Genomic DNA, 22,770 nt, shown 5'->3' on the forward strand with positions numbered 1-22,770 from the left:
GCTGCGCGCCTTGCGCGCGTTCTTTCCGCCGCTCTAGGATCGGCCTGCTGACATCGCGGCGAGACTAGATCACGCTGCGTTTGGACGAAATCGTCCAAACGCAGAAAACGTGATCGACTCTCATCGTTTAGAGCATGCTTTATGCGAAAAACCGTTGCCACTTTTTCGCAGCAGGCTCTAAGCGCACCCCGCGACCGTTCCCTCTGCTCAAACGGAAGGTCTCAAGGCATGAAGCGTCGGACATTTCTGGGCGCTGCCGCTGGCGCCGCCGTCTCGGTGATCGCAAAGCCCAGTGTCGCGCAGCCGGCAAAAGTCCTGAAATTCGTTCCCGAGGCGGATGTCGCGATCGTCGATCCGGTCTGGACGACGGCGACGGTGACGCGCAATCACGGCTACCTCGTCTTCGATACGCTCTATGGGCAGAACGCCGACTATGGTTTCGAGCCCCAGATGGTGGCGGGCCATACCATCGAGGATGACGGCAAGACCTGGCGACTGACATTGCGCGAGGGCCTGCGTTTTCATGATGGCGAGCCGGTGCGGGCGCAGGACGTCGTGCCGAGCATCCGTCGCTTTTCCGCCCGCGATGCCTTCGGCCGGGCGTTGATGGATGCGACGGACGAGTTGTCGGCCGAATCCGACCGGGTCGTGACATTCCGCCTGAAGCGACCGTTCCCGCTGCTTCCGGCCGCGCTTGGCAAGACGGGAACGTCGATGCCCTGCATCATGCCGGAACGGTTCGCGGTGACCGACCCCAACAAGCAGGTGACGGAGATGGTCGGCAGCGGCCCGTATCGCTTCAAGGCCGACGAGCGGGTGCCGGGCGCATTGGCGGTGTATGAAAAATTCGCAGGCTATGTTCCGCGCTCGAATGGCTCGGCCACCTTCACCGCCGGCCCCAAGACCGTCTTCTTCGACCGGGTCGAGTGGCGCATCATGCCCGACCCTTCGACGGCGGCCAACGCGCTCAGTACCGGTGAGATCGACTGGTGGCAGAACCCGACACCGGATCTGCTGGCTGCGCTGAGAGCCAAGGCCGGACTGAAGCTCGAAGGTCTCGATCCGGCCGGCGGCATCGGCTGCCTGCGCTTCAACAGTCTGCTCCCGCCTTTCGACAATCCCGCGATCCGGCGCGCCCTGCTCGGCGCCATCGACCAGAGCGAGTTCATGACCGCGGTCGCCGGCGACGAACGCTCGATGTGGAAGGACCATGTCGGCGTGTTCAGCCCGGACACGCCGCTCGCGACCACGGCCGGAACGGAGGCCCTGGTCGGCAAGCGGAATTTCGCGGCAGTCAGGCGCGAGCTTGCGGCAGCCGGCTACAGGGGCGAGCGCATCGTGCTGCTGGATCCGACCGATTACCCCTCGACCCATGCGCTGGCGATGGTGGCGGCGGACGCGCTGCAGAAATCCGGGATGAACGTCGACCTGGTCTCGACCGACTGGGGCACCGTCGTTCAACGCCGCGCCAGCAAGCAGCCCATCGACAAGGGCGGCTGGAACATCTTCTTCACCTACCTGAACGGCACCAACAATTTCGATCCCGCAAGCCAGCTCGGCATCCGCGGCAATGGCGATCAGGCCTGGTTCGGCTGGCCGAAATCGCCGCGCCTGGAAGAGCTGCGTCTCGATTGGTTCGCGGCCAGGGACATCGCCGCCCAAAAGACGATCTGCGCCGAAATCCAGAAGCAGTTCTTCGTCGAGGTGCCCTATATCCCGCTCGGCGCCTATTACGAGAAGACGGCCTATCGCGGATTGACCGGGATGCGTATTGGCTTCGCACAATTCTACGACGTGAAACGAGCATGATGTCCAAGCCGATCCGTATCGCCGTTCTCCAGTTCGCGCATGAGACCGTCACCTTCCTCCCCAACGACACCACCCGGGAGGATTTCATCTATCCCGGCTCGCCGGCCGGCGGCGAGGCGCTGCTTGCGACCGACCCGAAGGGCTATATGGGCGGCTTCGTCCAGGTTGCGCGCGACTATGACGATGTCGAGCTGATCGGCATCACCTCCCCGCTCTGGCCACGCACCGGCACGGGCTCGGGCTGGATCACGCGCGATGCCTACGAGCATTTCCTCGGTGTCATGATCGCGGAATTGCGGGCGCAACCGAGGCTGGACGGCGTCTATCTGGCGCTTCACGGCGCGCTGGCCGTGCGCGGCGTAGCCCGTCCCGAGGCCGATATCGCAAGGCGCGTCCGCGAGGTCGTCGGCCGGGAGGCCTTCATCTCCTCGACATTCGATCCCCATGGCAATGAGGACGAAGCCTTTCTCGAGCAGGCCGACATGGCCTTCAGCGTGAAATACTTCCCGCATTACGACATGCACCTGCAGGGCGAGCGCGCGGCGCGCATGCTGGTCAGGGCGATCCGCGGCAGCTTCAGGCCGGTACACCGGTCGCTGCGGATTCCGATCCTCGCCCCCACGGTCGTGATGTGGACCGGCGCCTCGCCCTGGTCCGATCTGGTCCAGCGGGCGCTGATCTGGGAGGCACGCGAGCCGGATGTCTTCGTCAATGTCTTCTTCGGGTTTCCCTGGTCGGACGTTCCCGATGCCGGGATGGGCCTTCAGGTCCTGACCAATGACGACCCGGATCTCGCCGAGCGCGTGCTCCTCGATATGGCCGACTGGATCTGGCGACGGCGCGATGCGCTGCTCGAGACCGTGACGATCCACAGGATGAAGGACGGCGTCGCTCTCGCCCGTGAGGCCGTGACGGCCGGCCGGGCGCCGGTCGTGCTCGCCGATTACAGCGATCGCTCGGGCTACGCCACCTGGCTGCTGCAGGAGATCATCGCGCAAAAGCTCGAACGCACCCTGATCGCCACCATTGCCTCACCCGACGCCATTGCGTCCGTGCTGGCGGCCGGCGCCGGGCCTGGCGACGCGTTCGACGCGGAGATTGGCGGGCTTGTCGATGAAACGGCCGGAGAGGCCGTGCGCATCACGGGCACCATACGCGCTATCCGGGCGGCGACGACCGTGCGCGGCATGGGCAACGCGACTGTCTGCGTCAGCTTCGGCAACGGCAATGTGCTGGTCCTGAGCCCCTATCTGGTCCAGATCATCGAGCCATCGGACCTCTGGCAGCTCGGTCTCAAGCCCGAGGACTTCGATGTCATCGCGATCAAGTCCCGCGTCCACTTCCGCCGGGGTTTCGACGATAGCGGTTTCGCGCCGACGATCCTCCTGGTCGAGCCGCCGAAACCGTTCATGGGCACGGTGCATCTCGAAGCCCTGCCCTACGCCAATCTCACGCTGACGGACTACTATCCCTACGGCAGCCCGCGCTTTCCGCCGGAGGAGAACGGAAACCCCTAGGCGTCACCTCAAGGGTCCAGAACGATGAGCGCCGGCGGGCACGACCGCCCCGGCCGTTCCGCCAGGGGCGGATTCTGCATCGCCGCCCGACAGCGGACCCACACCGCGTAGCCCTCCTTCGACCGGAATCGACCCAATGCGGGCTTTCGACTAACGCCGGTCGACTTTATGGCAGTTTTAGCGAGCGCAACGCAGCCCTCAACCCCGGCTCCTCGACCAAATCAGCCGCGTCGGTCAATTTGAACCAGTGGTGAAGCCGCTGGCTGCGCTCCGGCCAAGTATCGAGCCGATCCTCGACAGTGAGGAGGAATAGCTTCACTTTGCACAGCAGGAAATGATCCGCCATCCGCTTCCAATACATGTAGCGGCCCACTGGCTTCTTGCGAATCCTCCCGACAACGCCAGCCTCCTCGCGCGCCTCCCGCGCGGCAGCATCATGGGCCTTGAGCTTTTTGATCGGCCAGCCCTTCGGGACAGTCCAGCGTTTCGTGGTGCGCGTGGTGACCAGGAGAACCTCGACCGAGCCATCCGACGCGAAGCGCACCGGCACAGCACCGATCTGCAGTCGGGCCTTTCCAGGCGCACTCCGTATCTCTTTTCATTCGTCGTGGATTCACCTCGCCAGGAGAGTCTAGACACGCAGCGCTTCAAAGCTCAACGACTGCAGCGAAATGGAAGCCGGTGTCCGCTTCCCCCCATTGCGGCCATCAAGCTAGCGAGCGCCACTCCAGTCAGCCCCGCGCCAGGGCGGACATGAGCTCATCACCTGAAACCAGGCATTCTATGGCCAGTCGCCGCGAGCTTGGTGCTTGAGGTCGGGGCTGCGGCTCACCGCGCGGGAGCACGTTCAAGGTCAACCGGCAAGGTCAACTGGAGTGAGGCGGTCCATTTTGGCCAGTGTGTAGCGACAGGAGACATCCTGCTTTGATCGCATGAGGATCCCCACTTAAAGCATCGGCCCGAAAAGTGGATTGCGGTTTTCGGGGCAAAGCCGATGCAAACACAGAAAGTTGGATCATCGGACCGGATACGATTTTCAGTCCGATGATCTAGAGCATTTTCGAGCGAAGTGGACACCGGTTCGCGTGAAGAAAATGCGATAAAACAAAGAGCTAGAGCATTTCCGCGATTCGGAGAAACACGGAAATGCTCTAGGGCGTAAAGACGGACCTTATCTCGTGCCAGCTGTGATGATCGGGCGCGCAGAGCAGTCCGGTCGACGGCTTCCCCGGGCGATAGAGGGTTCCGTCCAGCATCCGCGCATACCCCCCGGCTTCACTGTGAAGGAGCGAACCTGGTGCGTGGTCCCAGGGGTTGAGGCGTCCGTAGAGTAGAAAGTGGCAATGGCCCGCAGCGGCCAGCCGATACTCGTGCCCGCAGCACCGCAGGGACGAAACATTGGCGAAAGCCCCGAAGTATCGGGGGAGTTCCGTGCGGCGCGGTTCAGGGAAATACTGCCAGCTGACCATGCCGCTCATTGCGGCAAGCTCCACCGCCTGTGCGGCGCGCAGATCGCGACTGCCCCCATCCGGTTGTGACAGCCAAGCTCCCTCTCCGCGCAGCGCCAGCGCGCTGTCACCGACGACCGGGTCGTGGATGATCGCTGCAACGGTTTCGCCCCGGACGACCGCCGCAGCCATGACGGCAAAGAGCGGCACGTGGGAGGCGTAGTTGAGAGTTCCATCGATCGGATCGATAACGAAAGCCAGGTCTGCGTGGGATAGCCTGTCGAGCAGTGCCGGTTCCGCGCTCACATTTTCCTCACCGACGAGGAGTGCCCCGGGAAAGGCCCTTGAAAGCTCAGCACAAATGAACTGTTCCGCTGCCTCGTCTGCCTGCGTTACGAGGTCTCCAGGTGAACATTTTTGCCGAACCTCGTCGGCTGCCAGCTTACCGAAACGGAGCATGACCTCGCGGCGCCCTGCTTCGACAACGATCTGGGTCAGCCTGTCATGGTCCTGTCGGGTAAAGATCATTCAGGCCCGCCTCTCGCATCCACGGCCACGCGCCTCGCAACTCCCGTTCAATCCAGATCGAATTCGACCAGGATCGGCTGGTGATCGGAGACTTGCGTCTCGACATCATAGGTGATGGAGCGCGCGCGGGCGGCCAGGTCCGGCGTCGCAAACACATAATCGAGGCAACTCGGCTCGCCATAGGTCCGGTCGAACAGGCACGCCGAGGGAGGGTGAGGCGTCTCGCCTTTCACTTGCGGCCACAGATCGACGAGGGATGGAACCTCGCTCCCGAACGGAGCCATCAGTCGGTCCAGGGCCGGATCGTCAGGACGCATGTTGAAGTCGCCGGTCAGGATCGCGCTCGCGGAGGCGGGCGTCAGCCGGTAGGTATGCGGCCCAGCCTCGCGGGGCGTCGCGTGGCGCTCAACCGCCATCCGATGCGCTTCTCTGATCCCCTGAACCTGAGCTGTCCGTAGCATGGCCGACGAGTACTCGAGATGCGTCGTCATGAGTCGCACCGGCCCGACCGGCGTGATCGCCATAGCCTCGATCAGGACCCGCGGCATGTTCCGGGTTGCAGCCGCTTCCCAGGGCAGCAGATGTCGCAATGCCTGGGCGACCGGATAACGGGTCAACAGCAGGTTGCCAAACCGCTTCCGGCCGCCGTCTCCGTCATCGACATCGACGCCGATGCCTTCGATCGCAACGAAGCCCGGCAACAATTCCCTGAAGAGCTGGAACTGGTTGCTGGTGTCATTGCCGTCGAGATCGGGAAAATTGTCAGCAACCTCCTGCAGGCAGAGGATGTCGAAATCCGCCATCTGTCGGGCGTGTTCAATGATGCGGTGGGGTTCGACGCGGCCATCGATGCCCCGCGCCCACTGGATGTTCCAGGTGATCAAACGCATCATCACTTGATTCCGGCACGCATGAAACTTTGCACGAATTGTCGCTGGAACAGCAGGAACGCCACCAATAGTGGCGCCGAGGTCATCAGCGTGGCGGCACAGATCACCGCCCAGTCAATGCCCTGATCGCTGGACGAGAAGATCTGCAATCCCACAGTCAACGGCCGCGCCTCCACGGAATTCGTGATCAGCAGCGGCCAGAGAAAGTTGTTCCAGTGATAGCTCACCGAAACCAGGCCGTAGGCGATGTAGGTCGGCTTGGCGAGCGGCACATACACCTTCATCAGCACTTGCAGCGGGTTGGCGCCCTCGACGCGTGCGGCGTCGTCGAGCTCCTTCGGTACAGTCTTGAAGGTTTGCCGTAGCAGGAAGATACCGAAGGCCGATGCTATATAGGGAAGCGCGATAGCCGTGATCGTATCGACCAAATTGACCCGGGCGAGTGTACGGTAATTCTCCACGATCAACGCATCCGGCATGATCATCAGCTGCGCAAGGATGAGCGCGAAGGCGAGATTGCGCCCCCAGAACTCCTGGCGTGCAAGCGCATACGCGGCCAGTGTGCAAAGGATCAGCTGGAAGCACAGGATAAGGGTCACCAGGACGATCGTGTTCAGGAAGTAGCGAGCGAACGGCGCGGCTGCCCAAGCGCGCGTGAAGTTTTCGAATGTCAGCGGCGCAGCCAGGACGAAATTGGTCGTGTACTCCGGCGGGTGGATGGCCGCCCAGACCGTGTATGCCAGTGGCAAAATCCAGATCGTTGCGAGCAGGATGGCGCCGACCGACTCGAGCGTCAGCGCCCCGCCTCGCGGGGCGTATGGATCGGTCCGTGCAACCACGCCGGGCTGCGGCAGGCCAGGGCCGCTCATCGATAGTGGGTCCTGCGTTCGAGCCAGCCGTACTGCACAAATGCGACGATCGCCAACAGGGCGAGAAGAATGCAGGTCAGCGCCGCGGCATAGGACGTATCCCAGAAGCTGAAGCCGACCTGATAGATATAGAACAGCAGCAGGGTGGTCGCGTTGTCCGGCCCGCCTCGCGTCATGACGAAAATATGGTCCACCATTCGAAAGGCGTTGATCACCGAATTGATGAGGACGAACAGCGTTGTTGGCATCAGCAACGGAAACTGTATCCGCCTGAAGTAGGTCCAGCGCGAAGCGCCTTCGATCGCCGCGGCTTCGCCGAGGCTCGGCGGAATGGCCTGCAGCGCGGCGAGATAGAAGATCATGAAGAAACCGGCTTCCTTCCAGATCGCCACGATGGTGACCGCATAGAGGGCGGTGTCCTGCGATCCGAGCCAATTGGTACTGCGACCACCGAAGAAGCCGACGATCTGCTCGAGCAGCCCGTATTGAGGAGTGAAGAAGAAGAGCCAGATGTTCGCCACAGCGATCATCGGAAGGATCGTCGGTGTGAAATACGCCATCCGCACCCAGGTTCGCCCAACGATCTTGTCGTTGACCCACACCGCCATCAGCAGCGCGAGCGCGATCGAGGTCGGGATGGTGCCCAGGGCAAACCAAAGGTTGTTCGACATCGCCTTCCAGAAGATCGGGTCCGCGATCATCTGCTGGTAGTTGTCGAGGCCGACGAAGCGCGCCGGGCGGCGAGCCCGGGGCGTCGAGTAGAAGCTGTCGATGAAGCTCGCGACAGCTGGCCAATGCGTGAAGACGGCAAGGCAGGCCATGGCTGGAAGCAAGAGCAACCAGCCATGGATCGTCGCGGTCGCGCGATGTGTCATCGCTAGCGATAGGGCTTCAGGATGCGCTCGGCTTCTGCCTGGGCGTCGGCCATCGCCTGCGCCGGCTTCTTCGTGCCGGTCAGGGCGGCCTGCAAGCCGTCATTCAGCGCCTTGGTCACACGCTGGTTCTCATGCGTCGAGAGTTCAGCGACCGCCGTCGGTAGCTGATCGCGGGCCACCAGAGCCTGAGGGAAGTCGGCGACGTATTTCTTCATCGCCTCCGTCTCGTAGGATGCAGGGGTCACGGCGACATAGCCTGTATCGATGCTCCACTGGGCGGCGCGTTCTGGTGTGGTGATCCAGCGAATGAACTTGAAGGCGGCTTCCTGTTCCGCGGGTGATGCCTTCTTGGACAGATAGAAATTCCCTCCCCCGGTGGGACTTCCGGGCTTCTTGCCTGCAGGCAGAACCGCCACGCCGAACGGGAACTTGGCGTTGGCGCGCACATTGGTCAGGTTGCCCGTCGTGGTCCACATCATGGCCACCTTGCGCTCGAAGAAGTCGCGCGGCGTCGTGCCCCATTCGACGATCCCCGGCGGATGCACCTTGTGCTTCTGGGAAAGGTCGACCCAGTATTCCAGCGCCTCGATGACATTCGGATTGGCGAAGTCAGTCTTGTCGCCCGCGGCGTTGGCAAGGATCGCGCCGGCCTGCGTGGTCAGCCCCTGGAAGAGCCAGTAGGGAAAGCCGGAAGCCGGGATCTGGACACCCCATTGCGTCGTGTTGCCTGCCGCATCGCGCTTGGTCAGCTTCTGCGCGAACTCCAACTGCTCCGCCCAGGTCTTCGGGGGCTTTTCCGGATCAAGGCCGGCTTCGCGGAAGAGCTCCTTGTTCCAATACAGGACCACGGTGGAGCGCTGGAACGGGATGCCCCACGTCTTCCCGCCAGTCTGACTGTTCTCCATGAAGCCTGGAAAGAAGCCTCGCAGCCACTTCTTGTCATCGTCTGTCTTGATGAACGGATCGAAGGGAACGATCGCCTCTTCGTCGATCAGGGTGAACATGTCGGTCGAAAGCACGACCGAGATGACCGGCGGCGTGCCGCTCTTATGCGCAGTCAACGCCTTGACGATGGTTTCCTGATAGGTCCCCGCATAGATCGGCTTGACTTTGATGGACGGGTTTTCCTTCTCGAAGCCGGCAGCATAGGCATCGATCAACTTGGTGATCGGCCCCCCAACGGCAACCGGATAGAAGAACGAAATCTCCGTCGACTGTGCCAATGCCGGCTTGCTTATCGCCAGCGAGCCAGCAAGCGCCGCGGCGCCGCTCAACAACTCTCGCCTGTCCATGATGATCCTCTCCTGCTCCCCCGGCATTCTGCCTGGTTTTATGTTCAATGGCCCTCTACACGGTGAGCCTGCGCTCACTCCCGAGATCGAACCAATGCAGATCGGTGTGTGACAACTCGATATGGACACGCTCGCCTGGCGTTGCGCGGATCTTGCCGGGCCTCCTGACGATGAAGCGGTGGCTGTCGATCCGCGTCTCGATCAGCGTGTCCGCCCCCAGATACTCGACTGCGACGACATCCGCAGCGATACCGCGCTCACCGATTACCGTCCTCTCCGGGCGAACGCCGACGGCGACGGCAGCTGGATCCAGCCCGCGCGGCGCCACCAAAACATCGCCATTGCTCCTTGTGGCGAGCGTGGCAAGCGGAACGACATTCATCGGCGGCGTCCCGACGAAGCGCGCGGCGAAAATCGTCGCCGGGACCTCATAAAGCCGATCAGGCGGAGCGTCCTGCTCGATGCGCCCATTGCGCATGAGAACGACCTGATCCGCCATCGTCATCGCCTCGACCTGATCGTGCGTGACATAGACCATGGTGATGCCAAGTCGTTGCTGGAGCTCGCGGATTTCGCGCCGCATCTCGACCCTCAGCTGGGCATCGAGATTCGAAAGCGGCTCGTCCATGAGGCAAACCGGAGCCTGCGCCACGATGGCGCGTCCCAGTGCCACCCGCTGCTGCTGTCCGCCGGAGAGTTGCGAGGGCTTGCGGTCCATCAGGGCGCCGAGGCCCAGGATCTCTGCTGCGCGGGCGAGGCGGTCGTCGCGCTCGGCCCGCGGAACCTTGCGGACCTTCAGGCCGAACGCGATGTTCTCGGCAACCGAAAGATGTGGAAACAGCGCATAGTTCTGGAAGACCATAGCGATGCCGCGGCCCGATGGCGGCGCGTTTGTGACATCCTGGCCACCGATCGCGATGGCGCCGCTGCTGCATTGCTCGAGCCCGGCGATCAGCCGCAAGGTCGTGGATTTGCCGCAGCCTGACGGCCCAAGCAATGCGACGAGATTTCCTTCCGTAACGGAGAAGGTGACGTCGTCGACCGCGGCAGCGCCTCCCCAGTTCTTCGAAACAGCCCTGAGTTCCAAGGACCCCATTCGTTATCCGGCTCTCCCAAGACCGTGCCGCGCTGAGCCAGCGTACAATGCTTCGATTGCTTAGAGCTGGCTGTGGCGAGGATGACGCGAAATTCTTTCTACGCACAAGAGCCTTCAGAATTCGGGGCTGTCCTTTTCATCCGAAATCCCCACTCGCGAAATCCCCACTCGCGAAATCCCCACTCGCGAAATCCCCACTCGTCGGCATTGCGGACAAGGCGGTTCTCATGCAACCCCGCGCCGCCAGCTGCGACGCCCAGACTAAACTCCGACGCATGCGCAGCCGGAAGTCACTCTGCGCCACGTCCGGGCATTGAATGGCCGCCTGGAAGCGGATGTTTCGGCTGGCTTACAATACCAGGGTTGGCGAGGCGCAACTGGCCCGCTGCCGGTGTCGCCCGGCGCTGCCGAAGCCACCTGAATGCGCTGCCCTGTGACATAGGCCGATGGCATCTGCAGTCCCGACGCTTCTGCAATCAAGCGCCAGCCTGTACGCAGTGGGTGGGCCGCGGAAACAGCGGCCAGGCTGAAGCCATGAGGGAGATCCCGACCCGTGCCGACCGGACGCATCTTCAGCACGAACCAAATCGCCGAACGCGCCCGCAAGCGCCTGCCCCGGGCAATCTTCGACTTCATCGAAGGCGGCGCGGGCTCCGAAACCGCCGTGGGGCGCAACCGCGACCGCCTCGCGCAGATCGCCCTGATGCCGCAGGCCCTGCGCGACTGCTCGGCGGCCCATGCCGAGGTGACGATCTTCGACCGTCGCTACAGCGCCCCCTTCGGCATCGCCCCGATGGGCTTTGCCGATCTGGTCCGGCCCGGCACCGACCGTGCTTTGGCAGGGGCGGCGAAGGCCCAGAACATCCCCTATGTCCTGTCCACGGCGGCCACGACCTCGATCGAGACGATCGCCACCATCGCGCAGGACAATCTCTGGTTCCAGCTCTATCCGGGCTCCGATGAGGCCATGGCCGCGACCCTGATGGAGCGGGCGCTCAAGGCCGGCGTCACGACCCTCGTCGCCACGGTCGACATCCCCGTTCCGGGCAAGCGTCCGCGCGATCTCACCAACGGCCTCGCCATCCCGCTACGGCCTTCGCTGCGCACGATCCTCGATGTCGCGCTGCACCCCGTCTGGGGCTTGCGCGCCTTGCGCGGGGAACGCCTGGGCATGGCGAATTTCGTCGAGAACAAGGGCTCGCTGAGCGGATTGGCCCATGCCGAATTCGTCTCGCGCCAGCTCTCCTGCCCGGGCCTCGACTGGAAGCGGATCGAGCGCATCCGCCAGGCCTGGCCGCATCACCTGGTCATCAAGGGTATCCTCAATCCGCAGGACGCATTGATGGCCGAACGCATCGGCGCCGACGGCATCGTCGTCTCCAACCATGGCGGGCGCCAGCTCGATTCGGCGCCCGCCTCGATCGAGGTCCTGCCGGCGATCCGCGAGGCCTGCAGCGACCGGCTGACGCTCATTCTGGACAGCGGCGTGCGGACCGGCGACGACATCGCGCGCAGTCTTGCTTCGGGGGCAGATTTCGTCCTGCTGGGTCGGCCGTTCCTGTTCGCGGTCGCAGCGCTCGGCCTGTCGCGCGGCCCCGATGCGATCATCGACATCCTCCGCGCCGAGTTCTTGAACACGCTGATCCATCTCGGCTGCGCCGACCCGGCCGAGCTCGGCAGCGACCACCTCTGGCCCAGGCAGGGATCGAACCAATGAAGATCGCGATCATGGGAGCCGGCGCGGTCGGCTGCTATTACGGCGCCATGCTGGCGCGGGCCGGCCATGCGGTGACGCTGATTGCGCGGCCGCAGCATGTCCAGGCGATCCGCGATCGCGGCCTCGTCCTGGAGACGCGCGCCTTCACCGAAACCGTTGCCGTCGCGGCGACCACGAAAGCCTCCGGCGTCGCCGATGCCGAGATCGTCCTCTTCTGCGTGAAATCCGGCGACACGGCTTCGGCCGGCCGCGATATCGCGCCGCATCTTCTCCCCGGAGTCTCGATCCTGAGCCTGCAGAACGGCGTCGACAACGCCGAGCGCCTGCGGGAGGTCGTAGGACGGCCGGTGATCCCGACGGCCGTCTATGTCGCAACCGAGATGTCAGGGCCCGGCCATGTCAGGCATCACGGACGCGGCGAGCTCGTCATCGGGCCCGGCCCAACCAGCGCGAGGCTCGTCGATGTTTTCGGACAGGCCGGCATCGAGACCGAGATCTCCGACAACGTCGTCGGAGCGCTCTGGACGAAGCTGATCGTGAACTGCGCCTACAACGCCCTCTCGGCCATCCCGCAGCTCCCCTATGGGCGGATGATGACCGTGGAAGGGGTCGGCGCCTGCATGACGGACATCGTCGCCGAATGCCTGGCGGTGGCGAGACAAAGCGGCGTCGAGGTCGATGACGACATCCTGGACAAGGTGCTGGCCCTGGCCGCGGCGATGCCGGACCAGTCCTCCTCGACCGCCTATGACCTCGCGCGCGGCAAGCGGACCGAGATCGACCACCTCAACGGCTATGTCGCGAGAACCGGTACAAGGCTCGGGATCGCGACCCCGGCGAACCGGCTGCTCACCGTGGTCGTCAAGCTGATGGAGGAAGGGTCTCGCGCCTGAGCGCCGCGCCGGCCCGCGAGGCGATCGACCGCTGGGCCGGCATGCAGTCGCGTTCATTGTCGCCCGCCGATGCCCCATGCCATCCTGCCCGCAGCCGGTATCGGCGAATAAAAAATCGGGCAGGAAACGCATTCCATGAAGCGCAGGACCTTTTTGAAAGGCGCCGGCGTCGGCGCCGCCGCCGGCATTGCATCCCCGGCGATCGCGCAGGGCACGCCGTCGGTCACATGGCGGTTGGCCTCGAGCTATCCGAAGTCGCTCGATACGCTCTACGGCGCCTGCACCCATCTCTCCGAGGCCGTCGCGGCAGTCACCGATGGCAAGTTCAAGATCCAGGTCTTCGCCACCGGCGAGATCGTGCCAGCCCTCCAGGTCGCCGATGCGGTGACGACCGGCACCGTCGAGATGGGCCATTCCGGCTCGTATTTCTACTCGGGCAAGGACACCGCCTTCGCCTTCGGCACGGTGATCCCCTGGGGCCCGAACAGCCGGCAGATGCAGGCCTGGCTCTTCCATGCCGGCGGTCTCGAGCTGCTCAACGAATTCTACGCCAAATTCAACATCTACAACCTGCCCGCCGGCAACACCGGCGCCCAGATGGGCGGCTGGTTCCGCAAGGAGATCAAATCGGCCGCGGACCTGCAGGGCCTGAAGATGCGCATCGGCGGGCTCGGCGGCAACGTGCTGCAGAAGCTGGGCGTGGTGCCGCAGCAGCTCGGCGCCGGCGACATCTACCCGGCCCTGGAGCGCGGCGTGCTCGATGCGGTCGAATTCGTCGGTCCCTATGACGACGAGAAGCTCGGCTTCGCCAAGGTCGCGCCCTATTATTATTACCCCGGCTTCTGGGACGGCAGCGCGGAGCTAAGCTTCTTCATCAATCTGGAGAAGTGGAACAGCCTGCCGCCTGCCTATCAGAAGGTGCTCAGGACCTGCGCCATGGCCGCCGGCCACGACATGCAGGCCAAATACGACGCGCTGAATCCCGCAGCGCTGAAGCGGCTCATCGCCGGCGGCGCCCAGCTACGGCCGCTGCCGAACGACATCCTCAAAGCGAGCTACAAGATCACCAAGGACCTTTATGCCGAGATGTCGGCCGCCAATCCGAACTTTAAGAAGATCTACGACCATCTCTGGGCGTTCCAGCAGGACAGCCTGCGCTACTGGTCCATCTCGGACTTCTCCTTCGACTACATGGCGGTGACCGCTCTGCAGCAGCGCTGGGCGGACGGCTGACACCCTCCTGCGCGGACGACCATCCGCACCCGGCTAAAGCATCGGCCCGAAAAGTGGATTGCGGTTTTCGGGACAAAGCCGATGCAATCACGCAAGGCTGGATCATCGGACCGGATACGATTTCCGGTCCGATGATCCAGCGACTGCGATCGCTGATGCCGATCGCAGGTCTCGAGCGGATTTGAGAAATTCGCTAGCCGCAAACCTCGCGCGCGACGCGTTGATCGCCAACAGAGCTCAGCCCGTGTCCGGTCCCGGCTCAATGCCGCCCCCGGCGTCTTTGAGCGGAGGTGGCTCCTTTCGGGCTCGACGAAGGTCCGCTTCCCGGTAGCTGGCTGACGATATGCCCAACGGGTGGGATTGGGGGATTGTCACGTTAAATGGGGAGGTTCGGATTGAGGAAGGTTAGCTCTGCCGGAGCGGCGTCAAGCTGCGACGGCTGCCACGGCTTTCCAATGAGCCATGGCTTTGAGGCGGTGCAGATGCGTGGCGAGGGGCAACACATCGCTGTTCAGGCTGGTATGGGGTTCGGTCGCGCAAAGTGGCACGCCGCACTTTGGCCGGGCGTCACTTCTCGCAATGCTGGGCGTTCGGCCCGGCAAATGTCCTGAGCAAGGGGGCATCGGGTGTGGAAACTACAGCCTGGAGGGACGCGTGTCGGGCTGGGGACGTCGCCTTCGAGAATGATACGCTTGGCCTTGACGTCCGGGTCCGGCTCAGGGGCAGCCGACAGAAGCGCCTGGGTGTAGGGGTGCTGTGGGGCGGAATAGATCTGCTCTTTGTTTCCGATCTCAACGATGCGTCCGAGATACATGACCATGACCCGATCAGCGATGTGACGGACCACAGCGAGGTCGTGGGCAATGAAGAGGTACGTAAAGCGCTTCTGCTCTTGCAGATCCTGCAGAAGGTTGACGATTTGCGCCTGCACCGAGACGTCCAGGGCTGAGACGGGCTCATCCGCCACAAGGAAACTTGGATCAACCGAAATGGCCCGGGCGATGCCGATCCGCTGACGTTGGCCGCCCGAGAACTGACGCGGGTTCCGGTCCATGAAGCTGGGGGATAGTCCCACCTGATTCAGAAGTTCCGCGACCCGCTCCCGTTTCTCTCGTCGATTGCGAACCAGGCCGAAGGCCTCAAGCGGTTCAGCGACGATGTCGGCAATGCTCCTGCGCGGGCTCAGGGACCCGTAGGGATCTTGAAACACCATTTGTGCCTTTCGGCGCATCTGCCGCATCTCGCTTCGCGAGAGCGTGTTAATGTCCGTACCTTCAAAGAAGACGCTGCCTTCCGTCGCATCGATCAAGCGCAGCAGGAGCCGTCCCATCGTGGACTTGCCACAGCCGGATTCCCCGACGACCGCGACGGTCTCGCCACGGTTGATCGAAAAGGACACGCCGTCTACGGCGCGGACACTGCTGCCTTTCGATCTGAGGAAAAAGCTGCCGGCCTCGCCAAAGGTCTTGCTGAGATTCTCGGTCCGGATAAGCGGCTCGATCATTGGACGGCCTCCGCCCCTGCTGTGACCCAGCAGGCAGCTGTATGGTGCTCGCCGAAGCGGAACATCGGCGGCATTTCCCTGGCGCATTCGTCCACCCGCAGCGAACACCGGGAATAGAACGGGCAACCCTGTTTGACAGTGCCCGGCAGCGGCACCGAGCCGGGAATCTGGAAGAGGCGCCGGCGCTGGTCCTTGAGGTGGGGGATCGATTCCAAGAGGCCGCGCGTATAGGGATGACTTGGCCTCCGGAAAATCGATCGCACGTCGCCGTCTTCCACGACACGACCGGCATACATGACGATCACCCGTTCGCAGACATCGGCGATGACACCCAGATCGTGCGAGATCAGGAGGATCGCCGTGTTCGTCGCGGACCGAACCCTCTTCATCAGTTCGAGCACCTGAGCCTGGATCGTGACGTCAAGCGCGGTTGTCGGCTCGTCGGCGATCAACAGCTTGGGATTGCAGGCGAGCGCCATCGCGATCATCACGCGTTGGCGCATCCCGCCCGAGAACTGGTGAGGATAGGCGTCGACCCGGCCGGCCGCATCGGGGATCCCTACAAGATTGAGCACCTCGATCACCCGACCGCGCCGCGCTTCGCGATCGAGCGGGGAATGGAGCATGATGGCTTCGCCGATCTGATCACCAATGGTCATCAGGGGGTTGAGCGAACTCATCGGCTCCTGAAAGATCATTGCGATGTCGCGACCGCGGATATCGGGCATTTTCGCACGGGGCAGATCCAGGAGATTGACCCCGTTCAGCTCGACCCGACCCTGCACGATCCGGCCCGGCGGCTCCGGGATCAGTCGCAGGATCGACAGGGACGTGATCGACTTCCCCGACCCGGACTCGCCGACGATGCCAACGGCGCCGCCTGCCTCGATCTCGAAACTCACGCCGTTGACGGCACGGATGGGATTGGTCTTGGGCCCGAATTCGACCGCCAGATTCTCCACTTTCAGAAGAGGTGGCGTCATTGCGCGGTCTCCGGATCGAGCACGTCGCGGGCTGCATCGCCGATCAGATTGAAGGCCAGGACGACCATCGTAATGGCGAAGCCGGCTCCGATGATCGGCCAAGGGGAGCCAAAGATGTTCCCCAGGCCGTCGCGGATGATGTTGCCCCAGCTCGGATTGGGCGGCTGGGTGCCAATCCCGAGGAAACTGAGGGAGGCCTCGAGCCGAATGGCCGATGCGACCCACAGCGTCATCAGCACGACGATGGGCGCCGAGATATTCGGAAGCACATGCCGGGCGATGATCATGGGCGTGGTGACACCCGCGGCGATGGCCGCTTCCACATAGGGTTCCTGCTTGACCGCGAGCGTCGAGGCCCGCGCCACCCGGGCAAAGCCCGGGACGAACGCGATGGTTATCACCGCCACGACGTTCCAGAAGCCGCCGCCGAGCACGGCTGCGATCATGATGGCCAGGAGCAGCTCCGGGAAAGCCAGCAGGAGGTCGATGATCCGGGTGACGAGGCGATCGATGATCCCGCCGAAGTACCCTGCCGCAACGCCAAGCGCCGTGCCGAAGATCGCCGCCAGCGTCGGAGAGATCAGACCGAAGATGAGCGAATTGCGTGACCCGAAGATCAGGCGCGAGAGCACATCTCGTCCGAACTGATCCGTTCCCAGCCAATGCTCGGCCGATGGGTATGCGTTGATCGCGAGATAGCTCTGCGCCAGCGGGTCATAAGGTGCGATTGCAGGCGCCAGAACGGCGATGGCAAGGAAGACGGCGATGATGATCGTCGCCATAATCGTGGAGGGCTGCCCCAGGATAATGCTGCGCAGCAATCCGAAGCGCGGCCCTTCCGGCGCGAGAACATGGGTCTGTTCCGTGGCAAGTGTCATCACTTCACCCGAATTCTGGGATCAACCACGATGTAGGCGAGGTCGACCAGCAGGTTGATCAGAACAACGAAGAAGGCGAACACCACGACGCCTGCCTGGATGACCGGATAGTCCCGCTTGGCGATTGCGCTGATGAGGACTTCGCCAATGCCTGGCCGATTGAAGACCAGTTCGATAGCAACCGACCCCGACAGCGTCGCCAGAAGGCTAAGCCCCAGCCCGGTCGTGATCGGCAGCAAGGCGTTGCGCAACCCATGCCGGTAGATGACTCGGTTCTCCCGTGCGCCTTTCGCCCGTGCCGTACGGATATAGTCCTTGCCAAGGACTTCGAGCAGGGAGGTTCGTGTCAACCGACCGAGGAACGCCGTCTTGACCATAGCGAGTGTCACCGCAGGCAAGAACACGTGGTACATGCGGTCGACAAATCCGGTGCCCCCGCCATTGATCGGGAACCAGCCGAGGGTCAGGGCAAACACGATCAGCAAGAGCGCCCCGAGGTAAAAGTCGGGGATCGCGTAGCCGACGAGTGAGAACACACGCACGCCGGCGTCGGGGAGCTTGTTGCGGTTGACAGCCGCAACCACCCCGAGCGGGATCCCGACGAGCAGTCCCATCCCCGTCGCGACAAGCGTCAGCTCGATCGTGTAGGGCAGATTGTCGGCAAGAAGCCTGAGCACCGGCGTTCGATCGATCAGGGACTGACCGAAATCGAGCGTCAGCATGTCCCAGATGAAGGTGAAGTATTGCTGCCAGAGAGGGGCATTCAGCCCCATTTGCTCGCGAAACAGCGCAAGCTGTTCCGCGGTCGCATAGTCGCCGAGGGCGACGAGTGCCGGGTCACCAGGGAGCAGGCGCAACGCGATGAACACGAGCGTCAGCACCAGCAGAACCGTCGGCACGGCATCGAGCAGTCTTGCTCCGATGACAGGCAGCATTGTCTGCTCCCCTAGACGCGCTTGGCTTTGTTCAGACGCCAATAGGCGTAGCCAGACTTGACCGGGAATCCGATGTTCACACGAGGATTGCGCGCGATGACATACGAGAGCGTGTCAATCCCCAGCAGCGGCAGATCGCGCAGAACCTGCTTCTCGATGTCCTGTATGAGCGCAATGCGCCTGTTGAAGTCGGGCTCGTCCTGAGCCTTCTCGATCAGCGCGTCGACGCCCGGAATGGCGACACCGTAATGGCTGTAGTTTTCCGCTCCAGAGCCATCGGCCTTGACGTCCGCGGCGGCCGACAGCAACTGCAGGAAGGGCTGCGTCGGCACCGGCGGGTAGCTGGACGAGTATAGAGCGACCGAATTCCGATCCTTGCGGTTCTCGGAATGCATGGTCGCATGGTCGATGATCTTGAGATCGAGGTTGATACCGACGGCGCGCAGCTGCTCCTGGAGCATCAGCATGATCGCCGCATAATCCTCACGCTGGCTGGTGAAGCAGGGAATGGTCACGCCGTTGGGGTGCCCCGCCTCTGCCAGCAGCGCCTTGGCCTTCTTGGGATCGTAGTTGTATTGCAGCTCAGGCGGCAGATCCGCTTTCTTGACCGCGCCGGCAAATTGCGGAGCAATGACCCCGACCATCGGGACCGCAAGACCGGCAAATGCCGCTGCGATCTGGTCGCTGTTGATGGCGTGGCGGATCGCCTGCCGCACGCGGATATCGTTCAGCGGCGGCCGCGTCAGGTTCAGGTGGAGCAGGTTGAAGCTGCCGGGCGCCGTGGCGTCGAAGATCGTGCTGGCCGAGCGCTGGCGCATCGAGGGGAGCCAGCCGGGAGACCGGACGCCTTCGATCATGTCGACCTGGCCTGAGGCGAAGGCGAGGGTTCGCGCCGTCGTGTCGGCAATGAAGCGGACATGGATCGTCTTGGTAACCGCCGGCCCAGCGAAGTGATCCGGGAAGGCCGTCAATTGGATCCCTTCGCTGGGGCTGACGCTTTCCACCTGGTATGGGCCCGTCCCGACCGGACTCATGGTGAAGTCCTTACCCTTCTCCTCGAAGGCCTTCCGGCAGAGGATCGAGGCAGCGAGGGTGGTCACGACGCTGCCGTTGAACAGTGGGTCGGGCCGTTTGAGGGTGAACTGGACGGTGTGGGGATCGACGGCTTTGACCGCCTCGACATTGGAGTAGAGAGGCTTCTGGTTGGTCACGATCTTCGGATCGAGATGCCGTGCGAAGGTGAAGACGACATCGTCAGCCGTCATTTCACCATAGCCCTTGTGGAACTGCACACCCCGGCGCAGCTTGTATGTCCACGTCTTGGCATCCTCGGAGCTTTCCCAGCTCTCGGCGAGACTAGGGCGGAAGTCCTCGGGCCGGATTGCAAATGTCCCTTCGTCTGATTTCACGAGGGTATCGAACACCTGGTGAATCGCCCAGTTGTCGCCCCCGGTCATCCCGGGCTGCTGCGGATTGATGCTCGTGGGAGAACGCGCCGCCAGGGCGATCGAGAGCGCTTCGTCCTTTGCATGAGCGATGGGAGCTCCCATCGCCGCGGCCGCTGCAATCGTCGAGACGTGAGTGAGAAACGTTCTTCTGGATAGTTTCATTGTTTTTTCCTCCCTTATTGTTTTGTTTTGACGTCAAGCGCTGATGGGAATGCTCCGCTTTTTCATCTCGGCCTCGTCGAATTCCATTCCGAGTCCCGGAGCAGTCGGCAATTCGAAGCGCCCATCGATGGGCTCGGACGGGTTCTTCTTGAAGAGCGATCCAGCCCGCTCCCAGTTATCCGCCAATTCGACCGGTTTGCTGAGATGCATGATGGTCGACAGCACATGAATATTGGCGAGATGGCCGACGGAAGGCTGGGTTTGATGCGGGACGAGCTCGACGCCGTGAGCATAGGCGATGGCGGCGCATTGCATCAGCCCGGTGATGCCTCCCATCTTGACGATATCAGGCTGCACCATGCGCACGCCGGCATTGATCAGGTCCTTGAGCCCCTGAAGCGTGTAGGTCTGTTCGCCGGCGGAAACCGTGATGTCGAGGCGCTGGGCGACCTCGCCCATGGCAGCAACATGATAGTGCTGAACGGGCTCTTCGAACCAGGTGTAGCCAAGGTCTTCGAGCGCCCGGCCGACACGCATCGCGCCACCGACCGAATAGCCGTTATTGGCGTCGAACCCGAGCACGAACTGATCGCCCAGTGCCTTGCGGACAGCCTTGGCCTTGGCAATGTCGCCGGAAATATCGACGTCCTGCCTGGTCCGGTCGCCGTCCCAGCGGATCTTCACCGCCGCGGGCCGCTCCTTCTCCACGCGCCGCATGACGACTTCGACAACCTGGTCCACGGTGCGCCAGGCATTGCCGCCGACGGAGGCATAGCAGGGCAGAGCCGTGCGCCAGGCCCCGCCGAGCAGCTTATGGACGGGCTGGCCCAGGAGCTTTCCCTTGAGGTCCCACAGCGCGATGTCGAGCGCAGCGAGCGCGGCCGTCGTGGCCCCTTCCGGTCCGAGTTTGACGCATTTGTGGAATAAGGTGTCCAGCAGAACGGCATGATCGAGCGCATCCTTCCCGATCAGGGCCGGAGCCATGTCGTTGGCGATGATGACAAGCGAAGCCAGACCGCCTTGCATGGGCGAGGCTTCACCCAGGCCGTACTGACCATCCTCGGTCTCGATCCGCACGAATGCGCTGCGCGCCCCCTTTGCGGACGCGCCCCACTCGACCTGGAATGTCTCCACCTTGGCAATCTTCATTATGATCCACCCTTCGCGCTTTCCACCCACATGATCATCGCAGGGCGATCACCAGCTCACTGCGACGTATTTTGTCTCACAGAATTCGAGGATGCCGTGATGCGCGCCCTCCCGGCCGAGGCCACTCTGCTTGGTGCCGCCGAACGGGGCAGCCGGATCCGACACGAGCCCTCGATTAAGGCCGACCATGCCGCTTTCCAGCTTGCCCGCGACGCGCAATCCCTTGGAGAGGTCGCGCGTGTACACATATGAGATCAACCCATACTCGGTGTCGTTGGCCAGGCGGATCGCCTCCTCCTCGGTCTTGAAGGACGAGATCGGCGCAATGGGACCGAAGATCTCATCGCTGCTAATGGCAGCATCGGTCGGAACCCCGCTCAGCACGGTCGGTGGATAGAAAAAGCCGCTGCGGTCGAGCGGCTTGCCACCAGTCAGCACCGTCGCGCCGCGCTTGACGGCATCTTCAACGAGGCCATCGATGCGGCTGACGGCATCGGCATTGATGAGTGGGCCGCATTGGGTCGCGGCATCGTAGCCGGCGCCCACGACCAAGCCCCCCATCCGCTCCGCCAGCCCCTTCGAGAAAGCGGCCAGGATGCCCTCCTGAACGTAGAAGCGGTTGGCCGCCGTGCAGGCCTCACCGCCGTTGCGCATCTTGGCGATCATTGCGCCATCCAGTGAGGCCTCGAGATCAGCGTCGTCGAAAACGATGAACGGGGCATTGCCACCGAGTTCCATCGAGCAGGAAATCACCGTGTCGGCGGCCTCGTGCAGAAGCTTGCGCCCCACTTCGGTCGAGCCCGTGAACGAGAGTTTGCGAACGCGCGGATCGTGCAGCATGGCGCTGACCGTCGCGCCCGAGCGGGAGGTCGTGATCACGTTGACGACGCCATCGGGCACGCCGGCTTCCGCGTACAGAGCCGCAAGGGCATAGGCTGTGAGGGGCGTCTCGGTGGCGGGCTTGAGGACGACCGTGCAGCCGGCGGCAAGGGCCGGACCGATCTTGCGTGTCGCCATGGCAGCGGGAAAGTTCCAGGGCGTGACCAGCACGGCAACGCCGATCGGCTGGTGCTCGACCAGGATCCGGTTGGCTCCGCTCGGCGCGATCGACAGGTCTCCATTCAGGCGCACGGCCTCTTCCGAGAACCAGCGAAAGAACTCGGCGGCGTAAGCGACCTCACCCTTGGCGTCGCTGAGAGCCTTGCCGTTCTCAAGCGAGATCAGTTCGGCCAGAAAGTCTTTGCGCTCCATCATGAGTTCGAAGCAGCGGCGCAGGATTTCCGAACGCCTGCGCGGCGGCGTGGCCGCCCAGGCAGGGCCTGCCTCATGGGCCGCCCGCACGGCATCCATGGCATCGTCAATGCTGGCATCGGCAACGGAGGCGATAACGGCTTGCGTCGATGGGTCATAGACCTCGATCCTTTTCCCCGTCGCGCCCGCCCGCCATTTGCCGGCAACAAAGATATCGGTCGGGACATCCGCAATGGCGAAGCTGAGCCGCGCGGGGATCGTTTGATGAAGGTTCATCTGCGGGGGGCCTTTCC

At 63.2% G+C, this 22,770-nt stretch carries 19 protein-coding genes; 5 read left to right on the forward strand and 14 right to left on the reverse strand.

Annotation, left to right across the window (positions count from 1 at the left end; genetic code table 11):
- The first annotated feature begins 228 nt into the window (after positions 1 to 228).
- Together FG93_RS24720 and FG93_RS24725 are read left to right on the forward strand one after the other, a co-directional pair.
- A complete protein-coding gene (locus tag FG93_RS24720; protein WP_043239795.1) occupies positions 229 to 1,809 on the forward strand; it encodes an ABC transporter substrate-binding protein in 1,581 nt (526 codons plus the stop codon).
- Positions 1,806 to 3,326: a M81 family metallopeptidase gene (locus tag FG93_RS24725; protein WP_052514163.1), complete on the forward strand. Its 1,521-nt coding sequence runs from the start codon at positions 1,806 to 1,808 to the stop codon at positions 3,324 to 3,326. The genes FG93_RS24720 and FG93_RS24725 overlap by 4 nt, the downstream gene beginning before the upstream one ends.
- Positions 3,327 to 3,492: 166 nt before the next feature.
- On the opposite strand, the gene FG93_RS24730 is transcribed toward FG93_RS24725, so the two are convergent.
- From FG93_RS24730 to FG93_RS24760, 7 genes are all read right to left on the reverse strand, one after another.
- The gene (locus FG93_RS24730) at positions 3,493 to 3,876 is read right to left on the reverse strand and encodes an NUDIX hydrolase (RefSeq protein WP_244448728.1); all 384 of its coding nucleotides are present in this window, start codon (positions 3,874 to 3,876) and stop codon (positions 3,493 to 3,495) included.
- Between the two features lie 601 nt (positions 3,877 to 4,477).
- On the reverse strand, positions 4,478 to 5,302 hold the full coding sequence (locus tag FG93_RS24735) for an inositol monophosphatase family protein (protein WP_043239800.1): 825 nt from the start codon (positions 5,300 to 5,302) through the stop codon (positions 4,478 to 4,480).
- A 47-nt stretch (positions 5,303 to 5,349) separates the two neighbouring features.
- A complete protein-coding gene (locus FG93_RS24740; RefSeq protein WP_052514164.1) occupies positions 5,350 to 6,195 on the reverse strand; it encodes an endonuclease/exonuclease/phosphatase family protein in 846 nt (281 codons plus the stop codon).
- Complete coding sequence (locus FG93_RS24745) at positions 6,195 to 7,061, reverse strand: carbohydrate ABC transporter permease (protein ID WP_081881829.1); 867 nt, start codon at positions 7,059 to 7,061, stop codon at positions 6,195 to 6,197. Before FG93_RS24745 ends, FG93_RS24740 begins: the two co-directional genes overlap by 1 nt.
- Positions 7,058 to 7,936, reverse strand: coding sequence for a carbohydrate ABC transporter permease (locus FG93_RS24750; protein ID WP_043239802.1), 879 nt, complete (start codon positions 7,934 to 7,936; stop codon positions 7,058 to 7,060). Before FG93_RS24750 ends, FG93_RS24745 begins: the two co-directional genes overlap by 4 nt.
- A gap of 2 nt (positions 7,937 to 7,938) precedes the next feature.
- Positions 7,939 to 9,228: an ABC transporter substrate-binding protein gene (locus FG93_RS24755; RefSeq protein WP_043239927.1), complete on the reverse strand. Its 1,290-nt coding sequence runs from the start codon at positions 9,226 to 9,228 to the stop codon at positions 7,939 to 7,941.
- Between the two features lie 55 nt (positions 9,229 to 9,283).
- Positions 9,284 to 10,324: an ABC transporter ATP-binding protein gene (locus FG93_RS24760; protein ID WP_043239804.1), complete on the reverse strand. Its 1,041-nt coding sequence runs from the start codon at positions 10,322 to 10,324 to the stop codon at positions 9,284 to 9,286.
- A 553-nt stretch (positions 10,325 to 10,877) separates the two neighbouring features.
- Between FG93_RS24760 and FG93_RS24765 the strand changes: the two genes are divergently transcribed.
- The 3 genes from FG93_RS24765 to FG93_RS24775 all read left to right on the forward strand — a co-directional run bounded on the left by FG93_RS24765 (position 10,878) and on the right by FG93_RS24775 (position 14,167).
- Positions 10,878 to 12,041: an alpha-hydroxy acid oxidase gene (locus FG93_RS24765; protein ID WP_052514165.1), complete on the forward strand. Its 1,164-nt coding sequence runs from the start codon at positions 10,878 to 10,880 to the stop codon at positions 12,039 to 12,041.
- Positions 12,038 to 12,934, forward strand: a complete 897-nt coding sequence (locus tag FG93_RS24770) for a ketopantoate reductase family protein (protein WP_043239805.1) — start codon at positions 12,038 to 12,040, stop codon at positions 12,932 to 12,934. Before FG93_RS24765 ends, FG93_RS24770 begins: the two co-directional genes overlap by 4 nt.
- Positions 12,935 to 13,069: 135 nt before the next feature.
- Positions 13,070 to 14,167: a TRAP transporter substrate-binding protein gene (locus FG93_RS24775; RefSeq protein WP_043239807.1), complete on the forward strand. Its 1,098-nt coding sequence runs from the start codon at positions 13,070 to 13,072 to the stop codon at positions 14,165 to 14,167.
- A 511-nt stretch (positions 14,168 to 14,678) separates the two neighbouring features.
- On the opposite strand, the gene FG93_RS24780 is transcribed toward FG93_RS24775, so the two are convergent.
- From FG93_RS24780 to FG93_RS24810, 7 genes are read right to left on the reverse strand one after another with little or no spacing between them, the layout of a single operon-like run.
- Entirely contained in the window at positions 14,679 to 15,671 is a 993-nt protein-coding gene (locus tag FG93_RS24780; RefSeq protein WP_043239809.1) for an ABC transporter ATP-binding protein, read from the reverse strand.
- Positions 15,668 to 16,654 carry an ABC transporter ATP-binding protein gene (locus FG93_RS24785; RefSeq protein WP_043239811.1) on the reverse strand — a complete coding sequence of 329 codons (987 nt, stop codon included), beginning with the start codon at positions 16,652 to 16,654 and terminating at the stop codon, positions 15,668 to 15,670. The genes FG93_RS24780 and FG93_RS24785 overlap by 4 nt, the downstream gene beginning before the upstream one ends.
- The gene (locus FG93_RS24790; RefSeq protein ID WP_043239813.1) at positions 16,651 to 17,532 is read right to left on the reverse strand and encodes an ABC transporter permease; all 882 of its coding nucleotides are present in this window, start codon (positions 17,530 to 17,532) and stop codon (positions 16,651 to 16,653) included. Before FG93_RS24790 ends, FG93_RS24785 begins: the two co-directional genes overlap by 4 nt.
- The gene (locus tag FG93_RS24795; protein ID WP_043239814.1) at positions 17,532 to 18,467 is read right to left on the reverse strand and encodes an ABC transporter permease; all 936 of its coding nucleotides are present in this window, start codon (positions 18,465 to 18,467) and stop codon (positions 17,532 to 17,534) included. The genes FG93_RS24790 and FG93_RS24795 overlap by 1 nt, the downstream gene beginning before the upstream one ends.
- Before the next feature lie 11 nt (positions 18,468 to 18,478).
- Complete coding sequence (locus tag FG93_RS24800; RefSeq protein ID WP_043239816.1) at positions 18,479 to 20,077, reverse strand: ABC transporter substrate-binding protein; 1,599 nt, start codon at positions 20,075 to 20,077, stop codon at positions 18,479 to 18,481.
- 33 nt (positions 20,078 to 20,110) lie between these two features.
- Positions 20,111 to 21,226 (reverse strand): mandelate racemase/muconate lactonizing enzyme family protein, encoded by a 1,116-nt coding sequence (locus tag FG93_RS24805; RefSeq protein ID WP_043239818.1) that lies wholly within the window; start codon positions 21,224 to 21,226, stop codon positions 20,111 to 20,113.
- 48 nt (positions 21,227 to 21,274) lie between these two features.
- On the reverse strand, positions 21,275 to 22,753 hold the full coding sequence (locus tag FG93_RS24810) for an NAD-dependent succinate-semialdehyde dehydrogenase (RefSeq protein ID WP_043239820.1): 1,479 nt from the start codon (positions 22,751 to 22,753) through the stop codon (positions 21,275 to 21,277).
- Between the last annotated feature and the right edge of the window lie 17 nt (positions 22,754 to 22,770).

Source organism: Allobosea sp. LC85 (assembly GCF_000735605.1).
Classification (GTDB): Bacteria; Pseudomonadota; Alphaproteobacteria; order Rhizobiales; family Beijerinckiaceae; genus Allobosea.

Bases quoted from the DNA above. Each gene is read 5' to 3' on its own strand.
- FG93_RS24720 (WP_043239795.1), top strand. From the start codon at position 229: ATGAAGCGTCGGACATTTCTGGGCGCTGCCGCTGGCGCCGCCGTCTCG.
- FG93_RS24725 (WP_052514163.1), top strand. From the start codon at position 1,806: ATGATGTCCAAGCCGATCCGTATCGCCGTTCTCCAGTTCGCGCATGAG.
- FG93_RS24735 (WP_043239800.1), bottom strand. From the start codon at position 5,302: ATGATCTTTACCCGACAGGACCATGACAGGCTGACCCAGATCGTTGTC.
- FG93_RS24740 (WP_052514164.1), bottom strand. From the start codon at position 6,195: ATGATGCGTTTGATCACCTGGAACATCCAGTGGGCGCGGGGCATCGAT.
- FG93_RS24745 (WP_081881829.1), bottom strand. From the start codon at position 7,061: ATGAGCGGCCCTGGCCTGCCGCAGCCCGGCGTGGTTGCACGGACCGAT.
- FG93_RS24750 (WP_043239802.1), bottom strand. From the start codon at position 7,936: ATGACACATCGCGCGACCGCGACGATCCATGGCTGGTTGCTCTTGCTT.
- FG93_RS24755 (WP_043239927.1), bottom strand. From the start codon at position 9,228: ATGGACAGGCGAGAGTTGTTGAGCGGCGCCGCGGCGCTTGCTGGCTCG.
- FG93_RS24760 (WP_043239804.1), bottom strand. From the start codon at position 10,324: ATGGGGTCCTTGGAACTCAGGGCTGTTTCGAAGAACTGGGGAGGCGCT.
- FG93_RS24770 (WP_043239805.1), top strand. From the start codon at position 12,038: ATGAAGATCGCGATCATGGGAGCCGGCGCGGTCGGCTGCTATTACGGC.
- FG93_RS24775 (WP_043239807.1), top strand. From the start codon at position 13,070: ATGAAGCGCAGGACCTTTTTGAAAGGCGCCGGCGTCGGCGCCGCCGCC.
- FG93_RS24780 (WP_043239809.1), bottom strand. From the start codon at position 15,671: ATGATCGAGCCGCTTATCCGGACCGAGAATCTCAGCAAGACCTTTGGC.
- FG93_RS24785 (WP_043239811.1), bottom strand. From the start codon at position 16,654: ATGACGCCACCTCTTCTGAAAGTGGAGAATCTGGCGGTCGAATTCGGG.
- FG93_RS24790 (WP_043239813.1), bottom strand. From the start codon at position 17,532: ATGACACTTGCCACGGAACAGACCCATGTTCTCGCGCCGGAAGGGCCG.
- FG93_RS24795 (WP_043239814.1), bottom strand. From the start codon at position 18,467: ATGCTGCCTGTCATCGGAGCAAGACTGCTCGATGCCGTGCCGACGGTT.
- FG93_RS24800 (WP_043239816.1), bottom strand. From the start codon at position 20,077: ATGAAACTATCCAGAAGAACGTTTCTCACTCACGTCTCGACGATTGCA.
- FG93_RS24805 (WP_043239818.1), bottom strand. From the start codon at position 21,226: ATGAAGATTGCCAAGGTGGAGACATTCCAGGTCGAGTGGGGCGCGTCC.
- FG93_RS24810 (WP_043239820.1), bottom strand. From the start codon at position 22,753: ATGAACCTTCATCAAACGATCCCCGCGCGGCTCAGCTTCGCCATTGCG.